The organism is Bauldia sp., from assembly GCF_965232525.1.
Classification (GTDB): Bacteria; Pseudomonadota; Alphaproteobacteria; order Rhizobiales; family Kaistiaceae; genus Bauldia.
In genome coordinates this window covers 201,176-220,725 of the sequence record NZ_OZ246980.1, presented here as the reverse complement: position 1 = coordinate 220,725, position 19,550 = coordinate 201,176, and the positions used below count along the sequence as shown (strand labels likewise).

At 65.5% G+C, this 19,550-nt stretch carries 20 protein-coding genes and 1 pseudogene; 16 read left to right on the top strand and 5 right to left on the bottom strand.

The features are described 5' to 3' along the window. Window positions 1–3: 3 nt before the first annotated feature. The 12 genes and pseudogenes from sucC to ACO076_RS00990 all read left to right on the top strand — a co-directional run. Window positions 4–1,206: pseudogene (gene sucC / locus ACO076_RS01045) on the top strand (ADP-forming succinate--CoA ligase subunit beta); the annotation flags it as partial. Next, window positions 1,206–1,610, top strand: a complete 405-nt coding sequence (locus ACO076_RS01040) for a hypothetical protein (RefSeq protein WP_421724885.1) — start codon at window positions 1,206–1,208, stop codon at window positions 1,608–1,610. The pseudogene sucC and the gene ACO076_RS01040, both read left to right, overlap by 1 nt. Next, entirely contained in the window at window positions 1,607–2,218 is a 612-nt protein-coding gene (locus ACO076_RS01035; RefSeq protein WP_421724884.1) for a hypothetical protein, read from the top strand. Before ACO076_RS01040 ends, ACO076_RS01035 begins: the two co-directional genes overlap by 4 nt. Window positions 2,219–2,267: 49 nt before the next feature. Next, complete coding sequence (locus ACO076_RS01030; RefSeq protein ID WP_421724883.1) at window positions 2,268–2,516, top strand: hypothetical protein; 249 nt, start codon at window positions 2,268–2,270, stop codon at window positions 2,514–2,516. Next, on the top strand, window positions 2,513–2,938 hold the full coding sequence (locus ACO076_RS01025) for a PIN domain-containing protein (protein ID WP_421724882.1): 426 nt from the start codon (window positions 2,513–2,515) through the stop codon (window positions 2,936–2,938). Before ACO076_RS01030 ends, ACO076_RS01025 begins: the two co-directional genes overlap by 4 nt. 24 nt (window positions 2,939–2,962) lie before the next feature. Beyond that, entirely contained in the window at window positions 2,963–3,847 is an 885-nt protein-coding gene (gene sucD / locus ACO076_RS01020) for a succinate--CoA ligase subunit alpha (protein ID WP_421724881.1), read from the top strand. Between the two features lie 112 nt (window positions 3,848–3,959). Continuing rightward, window positions 3,960–6,935 carry a 2-oxoglutarate dehydrogenase E1 component gene (locus ACO076_RS01015; RefSeq protein ID WP_421724880.1) on the top strand — a complete coding sequence of 992 codons (2,976 nt, stop codon included), beginning with the start codon at window positions 3,960–3,962 and terminating at the stop codon, window positions 6,933–6,935. 26 nt (window positions 6,936–6,961) lie between these two features. Next, window positions 6,962–8,239: a 2-oxoglutarate dehydrogenase complex dihydrolipoyllysine-residue succinyltransferase gene (odhB, locus tag ACO076_RS01010; protein ID WP_421724879.1), complete on the top strand. Its 1,278-nt coding sequence runs from the start codon at window positions 6,962–6,964 to the stop codon at window positions 8,237–8,239. Beyond that, window positions 8,236–8,454 (top strand): hypothetical protein, encoded by a 219-nt coding sequence (locus tag ACO076_RS01005; protein WP_421724878.1) that lies wholly within the window; start codon window positions 8,236–8,238, stop codon window positions 8,452–8,454. Before odhB ends, ACO076_RS01005 begins: the two co-directional genes overlap by 4 nt. Window positions 8,455–8,494: 40 nt before the next feature. After that, window positions 8,495–8,758, top strand: a complete 264-nt coding sequence (locus ACO076_RS01000; protein ID WP_421724877.1) for a hypothetical protein — start codon at window positions 8,495–8,497, stop codon at window positions 8,756–8,758. 26 nt (window positions 8,759–8,784) lie between these two features. After that, window positions 8,785–10,185 (top strand): dihydrolipoyl dehydrogenase, encoded by a 1,401-nt coding sequence (gene lpdA, locus ACO076_RS00995; RefSeq protein WP_421724876.1) that lies wholly within the window; start codon window positions 8,785–8,787, stop codon window positions 10,183–10,185. Between the two features lie 19 nt (window positions 10,186–10,204). Then, window positions 10,205–11,701 (top strand): NCS1 family nucleobase:cation symporter-1, encoded by a 1,497-nt coding sequence (locus ACO076_RS00990; protein ID WP_421724875.1) that lies wholly within the window; start codon window positions 10,205–10,207, stop codon window positions 11,699–11,701. Window positions 11,702–11,716: 15 nt separating this feature from the next. Here the strand turns inward: ACO076_RS00990 and ACO076_RS00985 are convergent, their stop codons facing one another. After that, window positions 11,717–11,944: a hypothetical protein gene (locus tag ACO076_RS00985; RefSeq protein ID WP_421724874.1), complete on the bottom strand. Its 228-nt coding sequence runs from the start codon at window positions 11,942–11,944 to the stop codon at window positions 11,717–11,719. Between the two features lie 164 nt (window positions 11,945–12,108). Then, on the bottom strand, window positions 12,109–13,113 hold the full coding sequence (locus tag ACO076_RS00980) for a DMT family transporter (protein ID WP_421724873.1): 1,005 nt from the start codon (window positions 13,111–13,113) through the stop codon (window positions 12,109–12,111). A gap of 403 nt (window positions 13,114–13,516) precedes the next feature. Between ACO076_RS00980 and ACO076_RS00975 the strand changes: the two genes are divergently transcribed. Next, the gene (locus tag ACO076_RS00975) at window positions 13,517–13,936 is read left to right on the top strand and encodes a hypothetical protein (protein WP_421724872.1); all 420 of its coding nucleotides are present in this window, start codon (window positions 13,517–13,519) and stop codon (window positions 13,934–13,936) included. A gap of 218 nt (window positions 13,937–14,154) precedes the next feature. Here ACO076_RS00975 and ACO076_RS00970 read toward each other — a convergent pair whose 3' ends face one another. Next, window positions 14,155–14,562, bottom strand: a complete 408-nt coding sequence (locus ACO076_RS00970) for a hypothetical protein (RefSeq protein WP_421724871.1) — start codon at window positions 14,560–14,562, stop codon at window positions 14,155–14,157. Between the two features lie 284 nt (window positions 14,563–14,846). Next, window positions 14,847–15,806, bottom strand: coding sequence for a tyrosine recombinase XerC (locus ACO076_RS00965; RefSeq protein WP_421724870.1), 960 nt, complete (start codon window positions 15,804–15,806; stop codon window positions 14,847–14,849). A gap of 114 nt (window positions 15,807–15,920) precedes the next feature. Here ACO076_RS00965 and ACO076_RS00960 point away from each other — a divergent pair, with 114 nt between their 5' ends. Together ACO076_RS00960 and ACO076_RS00955 are read left to right on the top strand one after the other, a co-directional pair. Beyond that, complete coding sequence (locus ACO076_RS00960) at window positions 15,921–16,700, top strand: glycine betaine ABC transporter substrate-binding protein (protein ID WP_421724869.1); 780 nt, start codon at window positions 15,921–15,923, stop codon at window positions 16,698–16,700. 599 nt (window positions 16,701–17,299) lie between these two features. Next, window positions 17,300–18,559: a winged helix-turn-helix domain-containing protein gene (locus ACO076_RS00955; protein WP_421724868.1), complete on the top strand. Its 1,260-nt coding sequence runs from the start codon at window positions 17,300–17,302 to the stop codon at window positions 18,557–18,559. Window positions 18,560–18,579: 20 nt separating this feature from the next. Here ACO076_RS00955 and ACO076_RS00950 read toward each other — a convergent pair whose 3' ends face one another. Then, entirely contained in the window at window positions 18,580–18,744 is a 165-nt protein-coding gene (locus ACO076_RS00950; RefSeq protein ID WP_421724867.1) for a hypothetical protein, read from the bottom strand. 92 nt (window positions 18,745–18,836) lie between these two features. On the opposite strand from ACO076_RS00950, the gene ACO076_RS00945 reads away from it, so the two are divergent. Beyond that, the gene (locus ACO076_RS00945; protein ID WP_421724866.1) at window positions 18,837–19,508 is read left to right on the top strand and encodes a peroxiredoxin; all 672 of its coding nucleotides are present in this window, start codon (window positions 18,837–18,839) and stop codon (window positions 19,506–19,508) included. The last annotated feature ends 42 nt before the right edge of the window (window positions 19,509–19,550 follow it).

Sequence of the window (19,550 nt, the reverse complement as noted above, 5' to 3'; positions counted from 1 at the left end):
GGGGGCAGCATGAATATTCACGAGTATCAGGCGAAAGCGATCTTGCGCGACTACGGGGCGCCGGTGGCCAAGGGGATACCGGCGTTTTCGGTGAAGGAAGCGGAGGACGCGGCGCGGGAGCTAGGCGGGCCGCTGTGGGTGGTGAAGTCCCAGATCCACGCCGGCGGCCGCGGCAAGGGGCAGTTCGCCGAACCTGAAGGCGGCGAAGCCGGTGGCGTTCGCTTGGCGCGTTCGGTCGAGGAAGTCGCCGCCCACGCCGAACAGATGCTGGGGCGGACGCTGGTGACGCACCAGACCGGGCCCGCCGGTCGTCCCGTCAATCGCCTCTACATCGAGGAAGGGTCGGCGATCGCGCGCGAGCTCTATCTCTCGTGCCTGGTCGACCGGGGCAGCAGCCGGATCGCCTTCATCGCCTCCCAGGAAGGCGGGGTGAACATCGAGGACGTGGCGGCGGAGACGCCGGAGAAGATCATCACCCTCCATGTCGACCCGGCCGCCGGATACACCTCCCATGTCGGTCGGTCGATCGCCTATGGCCTTGGACTCGAAGGCGCGCAGATCCGCCAGTGCGACAAGCTGATCGCCACGCTCTATCGCGCCGCGGTCGAGACCGACATGAGCCTGCTCGAGATCAATCCGCTGGTGGTGACGGAAGCCGGCGATTTGCTCTGCCTCGACGCCAAGATCAACTTCGACGACAACGCGCTGTTCCGTCACGCCGACATCGCCGAACTGCGCGATCCGGCCGAGGACGACCCCAAGGAGGTCGAGGCGTCGGAGAACGATCTCTCCTATGTCGCGCTCGACGGCGACATCGGCTGCATGGTGAACGGCGCCGGGCTCGCCATGGCGACCATGGATATCATAAAGCTCTACGGCGCCGAGCCGGCGAACTTCCTCGATGTCGGCGGGGGCGCCTCGAAGGAGCGGGTGGCGATCGCCTTCAAGATCATCACCGCCGACCCCAACGTGAAGGGCATCCTGGTCAACATCTTCGGCGGCATCATGCGCTGCGACGTGGTCGCCGAGGGGATCATCGCCGCGGTCAAGGAGGTCGGCCTGCAGGTACCGCTGGTGGTGCGCCTGGAAGGCACCAATGTCGACGAAGGCAAGCGGATCATCTCCGACTCCGGCCTCAACGTGATCAGTGCGGACGACCTCGACGCCGCCGCCCAGAAGATCGTCGGGGCGGTCGCCCAGAGCTGATGGCCCTGCCGTTGTGCCTCTACGTCGGCAACCGGGTGGTCTATGGGCTCGCGGCGGTCGAGAGGCTGATCGTTCTCTGGCTGATAGCGCTGCTTGTCGGGCTGTTCTGCGCTACGGTTCTCGCCATCATGCGGCGATACGGCTTTCGAAGGACATCGGTCGGCGTGGCAGGGCTGTTCCTGCTCTTTTTCGTCGGAATCCCCGTCTGGATTGAGGTCGAATGCGTCCTTGCCGCCAACGCCCCGCTGCGGGTCGAGGGCGATAGGGTGATCGATAACGACGGCGCGATTCGTAGCTTCATGCGTTTGGCGGGCGTTATCACGCCGATTTGCGTTCTCGGAATCATCGGCACCCTGCTGCCTTGGCTTTGGCCCCGCCTCTCGCGGCCGCGAGGTTTGGCATGAGGATGCGCGCGGTGTGGGTCTTCATCGTCTGGCTCGGTGCGTCGCCCGCCCCGGCGTTGGCCCAGACGACACCGTCGGCGCCCGAGGATCATCGCATTGCCGCCTTCCGCTCGGTCTGCATCGAGGACCGGCACAGCTACCGGGCGCTTCAGGCGCGGGCGGTCAGCGAAGAGTGGCAGCTTGTCGCCCGCGATCACCATCCGGAGCTCGCCGCCCTGCTGGAGCGGTCGGAGGCGCTCGATCTCGACGAGGACATGGACAGTCGGCTCGCCAGCTACGGCCGGTCGTTCGGGTCGGCGACGCTCTACCTGCTGCTTACTCGGCTCGAAAGTGCGCCGGTGACGCTGGTGAGCTGCTACGTCTATGACTTCGAGGCGACGGGCCCGATCGCGCCGGCGCCGGTGAGCGACTGGCTGGGCATATCGCCGACCGACACAATCGATCAGCCCGGTGTCATCGTCGGCCATACCTGGGCGGCGCCGGAAGCGCTGCCGGGCACCTGGGACATCTTTCTTTCATACGTGCCCGACGACGGGCCCGCCGCCGACGAAACCGGCTTCAGCGGGATTGTTCTCAAGATCACCGCGATCGAACCACGGGAAGACTGAGGGCCATCTTTCCCTTGCAGGATACGCAGTTCCACATATACTGTGTAGCATGAAAAACATCACGCTCGCCGTGGACGAAGACGTGCTGGCCGACGTTCGCCGTTATGCGGCAGCCCACAACACGACCGTCAACGCGCTGGTGCGGCGCGCACTCGCGGACCTGTCGGAGCGAACCCGGCGGCAGCAAGACGAATGGGACGCGTTGTTTGGCCTCGCCGACGAGGCCGGCGCACGGACCGACGGCCGGACTTGGTCGCGCGACGATTTGCACGACAGGGCGGCGCGCGATCGGTCATGAGCGTTGGCGCGTTTCTCGATACCAACGTTCTCGTCTATGCCGTCGATACCGATCCGGCCGCAGAGCCCAAGCGCAACGCCGCCCGCGCCTTGATCCGCGAGGACCGCTTCGGAACCTCGGCGCAGGTCGTCCAGGAATTCTATGTCGCCGTCACCCGCAAGCTCGCGAACCCACTGCTGCCGCAAATCGCCGCGCGTTGGGTCGACCGGCTGACCCGGATGCCGTTCGTGCCAGCCGACGCGGTGCTGCTCAAGGCCGCGATCATCCGCGCCGAGGCGTGGGGGATCTCCTACTGGGACGCGGCGGTGGTCTCGGCGGCCGAAGCGCTCGGCGCAAGCACCCTCTTCACCGAAGACCTCAACGACGGCCAGCTCTACGGCAATGTGCGGGCCGTCAATCCGTTCGCGAACCGACCTTCCTGAGATCGAAACAGAGAGCACATCGAGATGGCCATCCTCATCGACGCCGAGACGCGCGTCATCTGCCAGGGTTTCACCGGCAACAACGGCACCTTCCATTCCGAGCAGGCGATCGCCTATGGCACCAGGATGGTCGGCGGCGTGTCGCCGGGCAAAGGGAGCCAGGTTCATCTCGACCTGCCGGTGTTCGATACGGTGCTACAGGCTAAGGAGGCGGCCGGCGCCGACGCGACGGTGATCTACGTCCCGCCGCCCTTCGCCGCCGACGCGATCCTGGAGGCGATCGACGCGGAAATTCCCTTGATCGTGTGTATCACCGAGGGCATTCCGGTCCTCGACATGGTGCGGGTCAAGCGGGCCTTGTGCGGGGCGGCGTCGCGGCTGGTCGGGCCGAACTGCCCGGGTGTGATGACCGCCGGCGCCTGCAAGATCGGCATCATGCCGGGCAACATCTTCCAGACCGGCTCGGTCGGGATCGTCTCCCGTTCCGGGACGCTGACCTACGAGGCGGTGTTCCAGACGACCAATGCCGGTCTCGGCCAGACCACGGCGGTCGGTATCGGCGGCGATCCGGTCAAGGGTATGGACTTCATCGACGTGCTCGACATGCTGCTCGCCGATGAGGCCACTCAATCAATTGTGATGATTGGTGAGATCGGCGGCTCATCGGAGGAAGAGGCGGCCCAGTTCCTCAAGGACGAGGCGGCCAAGGGACGGGCCAAGCCGGTGGTCGGCTTCATCGCCGGGCGCACGGCACCGCCTGGTCGCAGAATGGGGCATGCCGGGGCGATTATCGCCGGTGGCAAGGGCGGCGCCGACGATAAGATCGAGGCGATGCGCTCGGCCGGAATCCACGTTTCGGAATCGCCCGCGCGGCTCGGATCGACCCTTCTCGAAGTCTTGAACGGATAGTCCTGGAACCCAAATGAACCATTGATTTCAGCGGGACCGGCCAGTACAGCCGTGGTAGGTTGCCACGCTGATGAGAGAGCGCAGCGAAGCACCGCTTGCGCGGGACGCGAGGATGACACGCCAGGACCCCAATGCCGCTCTTGCGGCCACGTCGTTTCTCTACGGCGCCAACGCCCCCTACATCGAAGACATGCAGGCCCGCTACGACCGCGACCCAAACTCGGTCGACGGCGAGTGGCGCGCGTTCTTCGAGTCGATCGCTGAAGGCGGGAAATCGGCCGACGCCAATGGCGGCCCCTCGTGGCAGCGGTCCGACTGGCCACCGGTCGCCAATGGCGAACTGGTCGCGGCCCTCGACGGCAACTGGGCGGCGCTGGAGACCACGCTCGGCGACAAGATCAAGAAGGGCGTGACGGCACGCGGTGCCGAGATCACCGACGATCATGTCCAGCGCGCGGCGCGCGATTCCGTGCGCGCGATCATGATGATCCGCGCCTACCGGATGCGCGGCCATCTCCACGCCAACCTCGATCCGCTCGGCCTGCAGCCGATCCCGGCGGCGTCCGAACTCGACCCGGCATCCTATGGCTTCACCGAAGCCGACAACGACCGGCCGATCTTCATCGACTACGTCCTCGGGCTCGAATTCGCCACCGTGCCGGAGATGCTGGCGATCCTGCGCCGCACCTATTGCTCGACGCTGGGCGTCGAGTTCATGCATATCTCCGACGCGGCCGAGAAGCGCTGGATCCAAGAGCGCATCGAAGGGCCGGACAAGGCGATCCACTTCACCGAAAACGGCAAGAAGGCGATCCTCAACAAGCTCGCCGAGGCGGAAGGCTTCGAGCGCTTCCTCGACGTCAAGTATACCGGCACCAAGCGGTTCGGCCTCGACGGCGGCGAGTCGCTGATCCCGGCGCTCGAACAGATCATCAAGCGCGGCGGGCAACTGGGCCTCAGGGAAATCGTACTCGGCATGGCCCATCGCGGCCGGCTGAACGTGCTCGCCCAGGTGCTGGGCAAGCCGCATCGCGCCATCTTCCACGAGTTCAAGGGCGGCTCAGCCTCGCCGGACGACGTGGAAGGCTCCGGCGACGTCAAGTATCACCTCGGCGCGTCGTCGGACCGGGAGTTCGATGGCAACAAGGTGCATTTGTCGCTGACCGCCAACCCGTCGCACCTCGAAATCGTCAATCCGGTGGTGCTCGGCAAGTCCCGGGCCAAGCAGGACCTCCATGCCGACAAGCCGCGCGGCGAAATCGTGCCGCTCGACCAGCGGGCGCGGGTTCTGCCGCTGCTTCTCCATGGTGACGCCGCGTTCGCCGGCCAGGGGGTGGTGGCGGAGTGTTTTGGGCTGTCCGGTCTGCGCGGTCACCGCACCGCCGGCTCGATCCACTTCATCATCAACAACCAGATCGGCTTCACCACCAATCCGCGGTTCGCGCGCTCCTCGCCCTATCCCTCCGACATCGCCAAGATGGTTGAGGCGCCGATCCTGCACGTCAACGCCGACGACCCGGAGGCGGTGGTCTATGCCGCCAAGATCGCGATCGAGTTCCGGCAGGAGTTCCACAAGCCGGTCGTCGTCGACATGTTCTGCTATCGCCGCTTCGGCCATAACGAGGGCGACGAGCCGGCGTTCACCCAGCCACTGATGTACAAGAAGATTCGCGCGCATCCGACCACGTTCGAGATCTATTCGAACAAGCTGGTAGGCGAGGGTGTGGTCTCCAGCGGCGATATCGAGGCGCTGAAGGGCGGCTGGCGCACGACGCTGGAGCAGGAGTTCGAAGCGGCCGGCGGCTACCGGCCGAACAAGGCGGACTGGCTGGACGGTGTCTGGGCCAAGTTCAAGGCGGCCGAAACCGAAGGCCCGCGCCGCGGCGAAACCGGGGTCGCCATGAGCAAGCTCAAGGAGATCGGCGAGCGGCTGACCGAGGTGCCGGCGGAGTTCAAGGTTCACCGCACCATCGGCCGTTTCCTCGCCGCGCGCCGCAAGGCGGTCGAAACCGGCGCCGGGATCGACTGGGCGACGGGCGAGGCGCTCGCGTTCGGGACGCTGCTCGCCGAAGGGCACCCGGTTCGGCTGTCCGGCCAGGATTCGGAACGCGGCACCTTCTCGCAGCGCCACTCGGTGCTCTACAGCCAGGAGGACGAGGACCGGTTCATCCCGCTCAATCACGTCGCCGAACGACAGGCCCGCTTCGAGGTCATCAACTCGATGCTCTCCGAGGAAGCCGTCCTCGGCTTCGAGTACGGCTATACGCTGTCGGAGCCCAACGCGCTGACGCTGTGGGAAGCCCAGTTCGGTGACTTCGCCAACGGCGCGCAGGTGGTCATCGACCAGTTCCTGTCGTCCGGCGAGCGGAAGTGGCTCAGGATGTCCGGGCTCGTGCTGCTGCTGCCGCATGGCTACGAGGGGCAGGGGCCGGAGCATTCCTCCGCGCGGCTGGAACGGTTCCTCCAGCTTTGCGCCGAAGACAACATGCAGGTGGTCAACTGCACGACGCCGGCCAACTACTTCCACGCCTTGCGGCGCCAACTACACCGCAAGTTCCGCAAGCCGCTGGTGATCATGACGCCCAAGTCGCTGCTCCGCCACAAGCAGGCGGTGTCGCGCATGGAGGAAATGAACGCCGAATCCACCTTCCATCGGCTCTTGTGGGACGATGCCGAGTGCCGCGGCGACGATGAGACCAAGCTCGTCGCCGACGACAAGATCCGGCGCGTGGTGCTGTGCTCCGGCAAGGTCTACTACGACCTGCATGCGGAACGCGCCAAGCGCGGCATCAACGATGTCTACATCCTGCGGGTCGAGCAGCTCTACCCGTTCCCGGCGAAGGCGCTGGTGGCGGAGCTCGGCCGGTTCCTCAAGGCGGACATTGTCTGGTGCCAGGAAGAGCCGCGCAACATGGGTGCGTGGGCGTTCGTCGAACCCTACATCGAGTGGGTGTTGCGACAGGTGGGTGCCGAGACGCAACGGCCACGCTATGCGGGCCGGGCCGCGGCGGCCTCGCCGGCAACCGGGCTGATGTCCAAGCACCTCGAGCAGCTCGAAACCTTCGTCGAGGAAGCCCTCGGCGACTAATCTCAACCCGCGGCCAGGAGAAGAACATGGCGACGGAAATCCGGGTTCCCGCCCTCGGCGAGTCGGTCACCGAAGCGACGGTCGGGGCCTGGTTCAAGAAGATCGGCGACAGCGTCTCGGCCGACGAACCGCTGGTCGAACTCGAAACCGACAAGATCACCCTTGAAGTCCCGGCACCCGCCGCCGGCGTGATCGGCTCGATCGCGGCGGAGGATGGCGAGACCGTCGAGGTCGGCGCGCTGCTCGGTGCGATCGAGGCCGGCGAGGGGGCTGCGCCTGCACCCGACAATGGGGCGGCCGGTCATCCGGAACAGAAGTCCGATCACCCGCCAGCCATCAAGGCCGGACCGGAACAAACCCAGTTGCGCGAGGCAGCCGCCGCGTCCGCGGCCTTCGTGGATCGACCCGCCGTGCCGCCCGGCACATCGCCGTCGGCCGCCAAGATCATCGCCGAGCGGGGGCTCTCACCCGATCAGATCGCGGGCACCGGCAAGGACGGGCGGATCACCAAGGCGGATGCGCTCGACGCCATCGAGACGGCGGTCAAGGAACCGGCCGGGGCGCCGACCGCTGTCGCGCGGGCGCCGGTGGCGGAGGAAGACGCCGCCCGCGAAGAGCGGGTGCGGATGTCGCGGCTCCGCCAGACGATCGCCCGCCGGCTCAAGGAAGCCCAGAACACCGCAGCGATGCTGACGACCTTCAACGAGGTCGACATGAGCGCGGTAATGAAGATGCGCTCCGCGTATCGGGACCTGTTCGAGAAGAAGCACGGCATCAAGCTCGGCTTCATGGGCTTCTTCGTCAAAGCCTGCGTCCAGGCGCTGCAAGAGCTTCCGGCGGTCAATGGCGAGATCGACGGCGAGGACATCGTCTACAAGAACTACTACAATATCGGCGTCGCGGTCGGCACCGAGCGCGGCCTGGTGGTGCCGGTGGTACGCGATGCCGACCGGCTGTCGCTGGCCGATATCGAGAAGCAGATCGCCGATCTCGCCGGCCGCGCCCGCGACGGTACCCTCACCATCGAGGAGATGCAGGGCGGCACGTTCACCATCACCAATGGCGGCATCTACGGCTCGCTGATGTCGACGCCGATCCTCAACGCGCCGCAGTCCGGCATCCTCGGCATGCACAAGATTCAGGAGCGGCCGATGGTGGTGAAGGGCGCGGTCGAGGCGCGGCCGATGATGTACATCGCGCTCTCCTACGACCACCGGATCGTCGACGGTCGCGAGGCGGTGACTTTCCTGGTGCGGGTCAAGGAAAGCCTCGAGGACCCGCAACGGCTGGTTCTCGATCTGTGAGCCACGGCGGGCCATCGGTTCCCGGTATCGCCGATCACCTCGCCTGGGGTTCCGTTGTCGTCGCATCGATTCTGTGGTTCGCCGCGTTCGTCGCCTGGTTCCGCCGCGATCTCGGCGATCCCTTGGTCTCGACCGCCACCTTCGCCGGCGTCGGCGCGATCGTATTCCTCGCCGGGCGGCTGGTCGGCCGGCTCGGCCGGCGGCGGGAGAGCTAGGACGCGATCGATGAGCGGCACAACGCACAGAATCCGGTCCGTGAAACCCGTCATCTTCGGGGTGCTGCAGCTAACGTTCGAGGACGACTATGAGGGCGTCGTCGATCTGCGCCCGGTGCTCGCCGATGGTCCGATATTCGCTTTCCTGCGAGAGTCGCCCAAGCGGTTCGAGGCGGTTCAGCGGGAGGCGCACGGCCACGCCGTCTTCTGGATCGATGACGACGGGGATACCGTCGACTTCGGCGCCGATTCCCTTCGCCGTGACGCCGAAAAACAGGCGGCACTCATCACCCTCGCCAGCTAAACCCAAGACATCCGAGGTTGGAATTCATGTCCTATGATCTCGCCGTTATCGGCAGCGGGCCCGGCGGTTATGTCTGCGCGATCCGCGCGGCACAGCTCGGGCTGAAGGTCGCCGTCATCGAAAAGGACGCGACCCTCGGCGGTACCTGCCTCAATGTCGGCTGCATTCCCTCCAAGGCGCTGCTCCATACCTCGGAGATGTTCGAGGTGGCCGGGCATAAGTTCGCCGACTTCGGGATCAAGGTCACCAAGCCGAAACTCGACCTGCCGGCGATGATGGCCCACAAGCAGTCGGTGGTCGATTCCAACACCTCCGGCGTCGAATTCCTGTTCAAGAAGAACAAGATCGATGCCGTGCGCGGGACCGGGAAGATCGCCGGGCCCGGCAAGGTCGAGGTCACCGGCGATGACGGCGTGACCGCGACCGTCGAGGCTAAGGCGATCGTGATCGCCTCTGGCTCGGAGTCGACGCCGCTGCCGGGGATCGACATCGACGAGAAGCGGATCGTGTCGTCGACCGGGGCGCTGGAACTGCCATCGGTGCCGAAGCGGCTGCTGGTGGTCGGCGCCGGGGTGATCGGCCTCGAACTCGGCTCGGTGTGGCGGCGGCTCGGCAGCGAGGTCACCGTCGTCGAATTCCTCGACCGCATCCTCCCGGGCATCGATGGCGACACGGCGCGGCAGGCGCAGCGCATCTTCGGAAAGCAGGGGATCGGCTTCAAGCTCGGCAGCAAAGTGACCGCGGCCAAGCCCTCCGGCAAGGCGCTGAAGGTGACGATCGAACCCGCCGCCGGCGGCGACAGCGAGACGCTGGCCGCGGATATCGTCCTCGTCTCGATCGGGCGACGGCCCTACACCGGAGGCCTGGGCCTCGCCGAAGCGGGAATCGCCATGGACGACCGCGGCCGGGTGGCGGTCGACGCCCACTACCGGACCAGCGTCGAGGGCATCTACGCGCTCGGCGACGTGATCCACGGGCCGATGCTCGCCCACAAGGCCGAGGACGAGGGGGGCGCCGTCGCCGAGATCATCGCCGGTCAGGCCGGTCATGTGAACTATGGCGTGATCCCCAACGTGGTCTATACCGCACCGGAGATCGCCTCGGTCGGCAGGACCGAGGAGGAGCTGAAGGCGGACGGGGTCGACTACAGGGCGGGCAAGTATCCGTTCTCGGCCAATGCCCGGGCGCGGGCGCTGCTGGAAAAGGACGGCTTCGTTAAGGTGCTTGCCGAGGCGAAGACAGACCGGGTGCTCGGCGTTCACATCGTCGGGCCCTATGCCGGCGAGCTGATCGCCGAAGCCTCGGTGCTGATGGAGTTCGCCGGGTCGGCCGAGGATCTGGCCCGCACCTGCCACGCCCATCCGACCCTGTCGGAAGCGGTAAAGGAAGCCGCGCTCGCCGCCTGGTTCAAGCCGATCCATATGTGATCGCCAGCCGGGGGCGCGCATGCCGGAGGTCGCCCGTAGCGCGGACGTGCCCCTGCGGGCCGGCGATCCGACCCTCACCAACGCCGATCTGGCACCGGTGCCGCCGGCGCGGCGGAACTGGGGCTGGTTCGAGATCTTCAGCGTCTGGTCGAACAGTGTCCAGAGTCTGTTCGGCTACACGCTGGCCGCGTCGCTGTTCCTCACCTACGGCCTGAACGGCTGGCTGGTGTTCGCGGCGATCTTGGTCGCCGGGGTGATCATCGCGTTTTTCGTCAATCTCTCGGGCATTCCGAGCGTCCGCTACGGCATTCCCTATCCGGTGATGGCGCGGGTGAGCATGGGCGTGCGCGGCGCCAACCTGCCGGCCCTGGTGCGTGGCATGGTCGCGATTTTCTGGTATGGCGCGCAGACCTATATCGCCTCGACCGCCGTCGCCCTGCTGATCCGCGCTTTCGTCGAAACATCGAGCACGTCGACGCTGCTCGGCCTCACCGTGGTCGACTGGTTTGCGTTCGTCATCGTCTGGGCGTTCCAGATGGCGCTGTTCTGGCGCGGGATCGAATGGATCCGGGTCTTTCTCAACTGGGCGGCACCGGCCGTCTACGCGGTGATGATTGCGCTCACGGTCGTGCTCTGGACGCGGGCTGGCGACGCCATGCTGGCGTCGGCCGGAACGATCTTCGCGGGAAACGGTACCTATGCCGGCGGAACCTTTGCCGCGTTCCTTGCCGTCGTCGGGACGATGATCGCCTACTTCGCCGCGGTGATGCTCAACTTCGGCGACTTCTCCCGCTATGTGCGGTCGACGTCGGCGATGCGGCTCGGCAATGTCCTCGGCATTCCGGTCGGGCTCGCCTTCTTCTCGCTGATCGCGCTGCTGGTGACCGCCGGGACGGTGGTCGTGTTCGGCGAACGGCTGACCGATCCGACGCAGATGGTCGAGCGGGTCGACAACGTCGCGCTGACCATTGTCGCGGCGCTGACCTTCTTCGTTGCCACCGTGGGCATCAACGTCGTTTCGAACTTCGTGCCGGCGGCCAACGACATCTCGAACCTGATGCCGGCAAAAATCAGCTTCCGCCTCGGCGGCATCATCGCCGCGTCGATCGCCTTTGTCGTCGGTGCGTTCTGGGTGTCGGTGATCAACCAGATCGGCGTCGTCGGTTTTGTCAACACCCTGGCAGCCCTCGTGGCGCCCGCCTATGGGGTGATGATCTGCGACTACTATGTCATCAAGCGGCAGCACGTCGATGTGGAGCAGCTCTATTCCGCCGATCCCGGTGGTGCCTACTACTACACCGCAGGTTGGAACATGCGCGGCGTCATCGCGCTGGCGGTCGGCGCGGCCTGCTCGATCGCGTCGGTCTGGCATCCCGGGTTTGCCGTGCCCGCCGGCTTCGACTGGGTGCTCGGCGCGGCGATCGCCGGCGGCGTCTACTTCGCGCTGATGACGTCAGCCAAAAGAAAAGCGGCCGCTCGGCCGACCCAAGGGCCAGCCGCCGGCCGCTCTCAGTGAAGCGGTATCGAAGCCTTACTCGGCTTCGACTTCTTCCGGCTTGCGCGGGACGATGGCCGCGTCCTGGAGTTCGGCGAGCCTCACCGGATCGATCTCGGTCGCCGGCGTGGCCATCTCTTCCTGAGCCGTTTCCGGCACGACGGAAGCGGTGACGTTTTTCTGCCATTCGCAGGCCGAGGCCGAACCGACCGCGAAAACGCCAGCAGCGGCAAGCGCCACGACGGAGGTGGTAACGATGCGCATCAAAGTCCTCCGGTTTTTCGACCGCCCGGACCGTTCCGGGCGCTGATACGAAGCTTGCGGGACCGGAGGCGGCTTGGCAAGCCTGTTCTGGAGGCACGAAAAACCGCCGAATTCAGCCGAAATGCGTAAGAGTGCCGACCTGGCGGTCACGCTTTCGCCTTTGATCAGCTTGTCCCGTCCCGCTTGGCGCGCTGGTCAGCGAAGGTGAACCAGCCGACCCCGGCGAGCACCAGTGCCGTGCCGATGACGTCGACGGTGGTCAGGGTTTCGCCGAGGATCAGCACGGCGAGCACGATGGTCATCACCGGCGACAGGGTGCCGATCGTGGCGTTCGCCTGCGCCGAAATCCGGTGCAGCGCGGCATTGAGGAAAAACGATGGGAGTACGGTCGCGCCGACGGCGAGCATGATCGCGTAGCCGATCATCAGCGGCGAGACGATCAGCGCGGAAGCCGGTTGGGTCAGAAAAAACTGAATGAAGGCGCCGGCCGCGGCGCCACTCATGGCAATGCAGGTGAACAGGCGCGGGCCGATGACCTGGATCAGCGGTTTGGCAACGAGCTGATAGAGGGCGAAGGCAATCGCCGCCAAAAGGACGAAGGTGGCGCCGAGCACCACGTCGCTGCCGAGGCTGGTCAGCTTCTCGCCGAAGATGGCGGCGAGGCCGGCGTAACTGATGGCGATGCCGGCCACCGTGTGAGCGCGGATCGGCTGCTTGAAGAACAGCGCGCCGAAGATGACCACGAACATCGGATAGGTGAACAGGATCAGCCGCTCGAACTGGGCGGTGATGTACACCAGTCCGAGAAAGTCCATGTAGCTGGCGAACCAGTAGCCGAGCAGCCCGACAGCGGCCGCCCCGGCGATCTGCCGCCAGTTCGGTAGCGGCCGGTCTTCGCGACGATGGTCCCGAACCGACAGCGCGCCGATGACCAGATAGAACGGCATCGCAAAGGCCATGCGCAGCGCCAACAGCGTTTCCGGATCGATCGTCTCCTCATAGGCGAGCTTGATCACGACCGCCTTGGTCGAAAACGCCAGCGCGCCCACGGCGGCGAAGACGTACCCCATTTCCCGATAGCCGGTGGGGTGCGGCCCGGCGCTGACGGGGAGCGGTGGCGTGTCGGCCGGGGCAGTCGGCGGTGCCGGTTCAGGACGATGGACAGCCATGGCGATCGCCTTTTGGGTTCGGCGGTCGGCAGTCTGGGCGATGGCATCGAGGAAGCAAACCGGCGCGATCGCTGCGCGCCGGCCGGTGTCAAGACATCAGCCGCTGCGCGAGACGCGCGCGATAATCTGCCAGAGTTCGGTACGGGTTACGGACATGACGGCCATCTAGCACGATCCGAACGTAACGCGGCAAGAAAAAACGGGCCCGCAAGCGAGCCCGAGTTTGGGAGGAGAGAGAATGAAGGCTGGGGAGAAACGCCTCCATTCGCCGCCGACCCTACCGAGGCCCCGCTGAAGTCAGCCTGAAGCGGACGTTCATCGGTGGTTCAGCGAATGCGCAACTTTTCAGATAGTGACCGTCGGCGTACACTTTCGCGCCAGGCACAGACTGGAGGAGCGAGGAATGATTGTTATCCAGATGCCGGGAGGCGACGTCGAGTATGTTCGGCCCGTTAGTTTGCTATGGATGCGGGAGGCGTTCGACTGGGAGATAGCCGGAACGGTGATGCTCCGCATCGGTTCAACTCGCCTCTATGCGTCGGAGACAATGGCGGCTTTGACATCGAAGTTCTCGACGGCCGGTATTTCACTTTCCCTCTTCACCGCTCCTGAAGGATCAATTCGCCCGGCAGTGAATGTCGCTAAGGTGAACGAGGTGGAGGCGGCCAATCCCGTTTTCCATCACGACAACGCACATTCTGTCCTGAAGTTCTCGCCTCAGCTAGGGTTGGCCGTGCGCGAGTCCGTTGAAGAGGCGCGCGAGAAACTTAACACGCCTGACATCCCGGCAGGCCAAGGCCGCGACGACTTGACGAGCTCGTAGGTGAGCCGCGTTGTAGGCCGCCATCAACCGCCCGGTCGATTTTGCAGGTAATTTTAAGCTTCGTGGGGCTTTTTCCAATCGATGCTGGCCCGGCAGGATTCAACCTAGCATGTGTAGTCTGGTGTCGCTCATGCTGCCGGGCTCGCTGCGATGCATGTCGCAAGCGCGGCCAGAGCAGCAACGTCTTCAAACAGCGCGTCGTTGCTTTCGTCGGCCTATCAATTCACCAGTTCGTCGCGGCCGTCATCCGGGGGCGGCGGCGGACATTTGACGTATACACTGACGTTGCCATGGGCATTTTTCGAGCCCTGGTTGAAGTAAACATGAAAATAGGCGAATCGATTGCCTGTCCGGACCGGATGACAGCTGGAGACGACTGAATTGGACGCCTTGGAGCACGTCGCGGTGTCGGGCACGTCGCGTTGCGTATAGCCCGGAAGATCACACGTAATAGTAAATGTCGTTGGTAATTTGGTGTTGTTGATTGCGCGTTGTTTCACGTCGACATCCGTCGAGCACGTCGCCTTCTTGCAGGTATAATTCGTCGTTTTCGCCAAGGCCTGCTCGCTAAACCCTATTGCCAGGACAAACAACAGGGCACCAAAGATCTTTGTCATCGCAAGCATCGGATACCGCCTCCATTCGCAGCAGTGTTGCGTTCGATTTTCTCGCGTAAGAGCCCCTCTCACTCTGAAATAATCGGCGCGCCGAGCGCCCGCTCATTTCGGAGCAGGGTGCCGTCCGTCTTTTTCTATGAGTATAGGGGGATCGGGCGGCGCGGAAAGTACGACCACTGGAAACGATAGCGCGCCATTTATGCTATTCGAGCACTCTCGGTCGCTGGGCAAATCGCCGCCACGAGACCGGAGTCGTCACCTTAATTATTTTGCTCTGTTTATGGGCCTCGACCTTAGCGGGCCCGGGGGTGGGCGGCGTCGTAGGCAGCCATCAGCCGCTCGGTGTCGACGCCGGTATAGACCTGGGTGGTGGACAGGCTGGCGTGGCCAAGCAGCTCCTGAATGGTGCGGAGATCGCCCCCGGCGGCAAGCAGATGGGTGGCGAAGGAATGGCGGAGGGCGTGGGGCGTCGCCGTATCGGGCAGGCCGAGCGCCGAACGGAGCCTGACCATCGCCCGCTGGATCATCCTCGGGTTCAGCGGTCCGCCGCGGGCGCCGAGGAACAGCGGTCCGTCCGGTCCGGGCGCATAGGGGCAAAGCCGCAGATACGCGGCGATCGCTTCGCCGACCACCGGCAGGACCGGCACCAGCCGTTCCTTGCCGCCCTTGCCGCGGATCCGGAGCGCGGCCCCATCGCCGCGTGGGGCTTCGCTGCGAGTCAGGGCTAGCGCCTCGGAAATGCGCAACCCACAACCGTAAAGCAGGGTCAGCACGGCGGCGTTGCGGGCGGCGATCCACGGCTCCTCGTCCATGGCATTGGCCGGTTCGGCGACATCGCGGGCCCGTTCCGGCGTCAATGGCCGGGGCAGCGATCGCTTGCGGCGCGGCGGCCGGATCGCCCGCACCGCCGATCCGTCGGCCTCGCCGTCCTGCTCGAGGAAGCGGATGAACGACCGGACGCCAGCGATGTTGCGGCTGACGGTGGGCGAGCCCGCGCCGGCGTTGCGCCGCGAGGCGAGGAAGGCGCGCACGTCGGTGATCTTCAGCTTCGCCACGTCGCCGAGGGTGGCGGGATGGCCGAGATGGCTGGTGAGAAAGACGAGGAACTGGTCGACGTCGCGGGCATAGGCCTCGACCGTCTTGTCGGCCAGCCGGCGTTCGCGCGCCAGATGGTTGCGCCAACGCTCCACCAGCTTGGCCAGCGCCGGCGTGGCGACAACGAACGGTGCGGTCGGATCGGACCTTCGGGCCATGGGTTCGTGGTGGCGGCTTGGGGTTAAGTGCTGGTTAACCCCCGCATTCCGTCATCGTTTTGGCGTGCCGTGCCTGATACGGTCCTTCAGCGACGGACGAAAAGGGAGACGGGCATGTCCGGTGGATCGAAGGTCCTGTTGGCGGTGTCAATGGCGATAGCCCTGGCCGCCGTGCCAATGACGACGCCGGCAGCGGAATCCGGCGAATCGTCCGACCCGATCCGCATTTCACTCAACGACTGGACCGGCCAGTTCGTCTCGTCGCGAATCATGGGCGGCGTGCTGGAGAAGGCGGGATACGACGTCGCATACGTCCAGGCCGACTATCTCGGTCAGTTCAAGGAGCTGGAAGCCGGCACGATCGACCTCGCCATGGAGATCTGGGCGACCACCGCCACCGAAGCGATGGCGGCAGCCGAAGCGACGGGGAAGGTCGAGAATCTCGGGCCGACCGGCATGACCGCGAAGGAGGACTGGTGGTTCCCGGCCTACATGGTGGAGGCCTGCCCAGGGTTACCCGATTGGCGGGCGCTGCAGGAGCCCGCCTGCGCCGAAGCCTTCGCGACGGCTGAGAGCGCGCCCAAGGGCTTCTATCTCGGCGGCCCGGCCGACTGGGGCGGCTTCGATCCTGAGCGGATCGAAGCGCTCGACCTGCCGTTCGAGATGGCGCACGCGGCAAGCACGCCGGCGCTGATCGCCGCGCTGAAGGCGGCGTCGACCGAGCTGAAGACCAAGTGGCCGGGCGCCCATAAGGCGATCCAAGCCTACACCATGTCGAACGCCGCGATGGAGGCGATGCTCGCCGAAATCCACGGCGAGGGCCGCACCGTCGAGGCCGTGGTCGCCGATTGGCTGGCCGCCAACGAAGCCACCTGGCGCGCCTGGATCGACTAGCACTCTTCCGGCGGGTGCGAGGGGTGCAATAGCCACGGCTTGCCGTGCACCATCATGTGTTTGTCGGCAATCGGTGCAGGATCACCCCTCTCTGGCTTGGATTCCTCTGCGGACGTTTGGTTTGGCGTATTGGAAGGGGCGTCGAACCAGGACGAGTGGTTCAGGTCAGATGCCAACGCCCTCATCTTGAGGTGTGAGGGCGTTAGCCCGAGCCTCGAAAGACGCACGACGTCACTGCGTATAGGCTGGGCTGTGCCTCGTGCGTGCTTCGAGGCCGCCTTCGGCGGCACGTCAGCATGAGGACGTGGACTGGTCCCTCCCCAAATCACCAAAACCGAACTTCCGCAGAGGAATCCGGCAAGGGGCGTGTTCGTGCGCGGCGAGGACTTCCGCAGAGAGTTCCAGGGGTGGAGAGGGGCGGCTGCCGCCGGCGGGACCCCCGCAGAGGAATCCGGTAAGGGCGCGACGCGCTCGCGCCCACTTCACAACATCGTCAACGCGCCGCTTTTTCGCTCGCCTGACGTGGCCTTTTTGCGCTATGTGGCCCGACCTTAAACCATGGTTGATATTCGAGCATACCAGTTTTCGGGACGGGCGACGTGACACATTACCATCCAGAAGCTCACGCGGCCGCTGCCGCGCAGGGCCGGCCCTACACACCAGCGCTTCGTGTCGGTTCCTGGCGAATCGACCGGTCGGCGCGCGAATTCAGCGACGGCGCGACGACCCGGCGCGTGTCACCGCGGGCCATGTCGGCGCTCGATCTGTTGGTCGAAGCCGATGGCAGCGTTGTCAGCCGGACGGCGCTGATCGAAGCGATCTGGCCAGACGTGACGGTTTCGGAAGAATCGCTGACGACGGCGATATCGGAGCTCAGACGCGCGCTCGGCGACCGTCGCGGCAAGGGGCAGATTATCCAGACCGTGCATCGCGCCGGCTACCGGCTGACGGTCCCGGTCACGGTGGAGGATGCCGCCGAAGCGGCGACGGGCGGCGGACCAAGTTTCAGCCTCGAAGCCTATGCCCTGGTCCAGGAGGCGCTGCGGCTTTGCTACAGCGGCGACCCGGACGCGATCGAGCGGGCGGAAACATTGAGCCGGCTCGCTTGTCGCAAGGCAAACAATTTCGCGCCGGCCCACGCGCAGCACGCGATTAGCGCCAGCTTCCGGTACCTGTTCGCCGGTGGTGGCGCCACCAGCCTTGCCGCCGCGGCGGAGGGAGCCGAACGGGCGTGCGCCCTGCGGCCCGACCTCGCCTTCAGTCACGCGGCGATGGGTTATGCCCTTTGCGCCCACGGCGCCCATGATTCGGCACGGCAGGCGATTGGCCGGGCGTTCGAACTCGACCCTAACGACCTCGCCGTTCATTCGGTGGTGCAATGCGTCCTTTACGAAATTGGCGACTTTCGGACGGCCGGGGCAATGGCCGAGCGGACGGCAAGCCTGCGCAATGACGACTACTACTCGGCCAGCATCGCTGCGCGGACAGCGGAAGGGCTGGGCGAAACCGGTCGCGCGGTTACGCTGGCCAGGTTCGCGCTGGCCCGATCCGAGAACTGGCTCGCCATCGACCCCTCCGACCAACTCGCCGACGCTATGCGCGGGACGATGCTGGCGATGATCGGACGTGACGAGGAAGCGCGCGAGACGCTCAAGGGAAAGACGGGGATCGGCGGCCTGATCGGCTTTTATACCGCGCTGACCTCGGCCCGGGTCGGCGATGTCAGCGATGCGATCGGTCGCGTTCAGTCCATCATCGACCGCGGCTGGCGGCATTGGGCTCTGCTCGCCGCCGAGCCGCTTCTCGCCGCGGTGCGTCGCGAGGGCCGCTTCAAGGCGATGGTTCCCCTGCTCGCCTGATCCCGGCGACGTGGATCCGCTTACGCGGCTAACATTTCTTCCAGTTTCGTAGCCTCTTGTCGGCCGGATATCCCGCCCGATTGCGCGGCTTTGTGCTTGCCGGTGCCGGTTTCAGAAATCTTCCAGCTTTTTTTCAGGTCATCCGGGATGCGCGACGGTACCTGACCATCATCGACGCCGCGCATGCCGCACGGGCGCGAGCCGATATTGCTCCGCCGACGCCATCGTGGCCGCGGCCGGCCGTTTCGGTCGGCATCCCCACGGAAAGGAAAAGACCATGATACCCAAATCGATCGGGGACATCGCCCCGGACTTCACCGCCGAGACCACCGACGGCCCGATCCGTTTCCACGAATGGATGGGCGACAGCTGGTGCATTTTGTTCTCCCACCCGAAGGACTTCACGCCGGTCTGCACGACCGAGCTCGGCACCATGGCGCGCATGCTGCCGGAGTTCACCCGCCGCGGCGTCAAGGTGATCGGCATCAGCGCCGATTCGGTCGAGCACCATCAGCAATGGAGCGGCGACATCGCCGAGGTGATGGGCTTCGCGCCGAACTATCCGATGATCGCCGACACCGACCTGGCGGTCTCCAAGCTCTACGGCATGCTGCCGGCCGAGGCCGACGGATCGCAGGCGCGGACCGCCGCCGACAACCACACCGTCCGCAGCGTGTTCGTGATTGCGCCGGACAAGACCATCCGGCTGATGATCGCCTATCCGATGAGCACCGGGCGGAACTTCAACGAGATCCTGCGGGCCATCGACGCGCTGCAGATGACCGAGACCCACAAGGTCGCCACGCCCGCCAACTGGCGCAAGGGCGAGGACGTCATCATCCTGCCGTCGGTCTCCGACGATGCGGCGAAAGCGGCATTCCCGAGGGGCTGGCGGGCGCCCAAGCCGTACATCCGCTTCGTATCCCAGTCCGGCATCAGCAACCGCTGACGATCTCGCCGGTCATCGACGTCTTCAAAGAGGTTTCATCGC

Coding starts and splice junctions, on each gene's coding strand:
- ACO076_RS01040 (WP_421724885.1), top strand. CDS start 1,206: ATGGCCCTGCCGTTGTGCCTCTACGTCGGCAACCGGGTGGTCTATGGG.
- ACO076_RS01035 (WP_421724884.1), top strand. CDS start 1,607: ATGAGGATGCGCGCGGTGTGGGTCTTCATCGTCTGGCTCGGTGCGTCG.
- ACO076_RS01030 (WP_421724883.1), top strand. CDS start 2,268: ATGAAAAACATCACGCTCGCCGTGGACGAAGACGTGCTGGCCGACGTT.
- ACO076_RS01025 (WP_421724882.1), top strand. CDS start 2,513: ATGAGCGTTGGCGCGTTTCTCGATACCAACGTTCTCGTCTATGCCGTC.
- sucD (WP_421724881.1), top strand. CDS start 2,963: ATGGCCATCCTCATCGACGCCGAGACGCGCGTCATCTGCCAGGGTTTC.
- ACO076_RS01015 (WP_421724880.1), top strand. CDS start 3,960: ATGACACGCCAGGACCCCAATGCCGCTCTTGCGGCCACGTCGTTTCTC.
- odhB (WP_421724879.1), top strand. CDS start 6,962: ATGGCGACGGAAATCCGGGTTCCCGCCCTCGGCGAGTCGGTCACCGAA.
- lpdA (WP_421724876.1), top strand. CDS start 8,785: ATGTCCTATGATCTCGCCGTTATCGGCAGCGGGCCCGGCGGTTATGTC.
- ACO076_RS00990 (WP_421724875.1), top strand. CDS start 10,205: ATGCCGGAGGTCGCCCGTAGCGCGGACGTGCCCCTGCGGGCCGGCGAT.
- ACO076_RS00985 (WP_421724874.1), bottom strand. CDS start 11,944: ATGCGCATCGTTACCACCTCCGTCGTGGCGCTTGCCGCTGCTGGCGTT.
- ACO076_RS00980 (WP_421724873.1), bottom strand. CDS start 13,113: ATGGCTGTCCATCGTCCTGAACCGGCACCGCCGACTGCCCCGGCCGAC.
- ACO076_RS00975 (WP_421724872.1), top strand. CDS start 13,517: ATGATTGTTATCCAGATGCCGGGAGGCGACGTCGAGTATGTTCGGCCC.
- ACO076_RS00970 (WP_421724871.1), bottom strand. CDS start 14,562: ATGCTTGCGATGACAAAGATCTTTGGTGCCCTGTTGTTTGTCCTGGCA.
- ACO076_RS00965 (WP_421724870.1), bottom strand. CDS start 15,806: ATGGCCCGAAGGTCCGATCCGACCGCACCGTTCGTTGTCGCCACGCCG.
- ACO076_RS00960 (WP_421724869.1), top strand. CDS start 15,921: ATGTCCGGTGGATCGAAGGTCCTGTTGGCGGTGTCAATGGCGATAGCC.
- ACO076_RS00950 (WP_421724867.1), bottom strand. CDS start 18,744: ATGCGCGGCGTCGATGATGGTCAGGTACCGTCGCGCATCCCGGATGAC.
- ACO076_RS00945 (WP_421724866.1), top strand. CDS start 18,837: ATGATACCCAAATCGATCGGGGACATCGCCCCGGACTTCACCGCCGAG.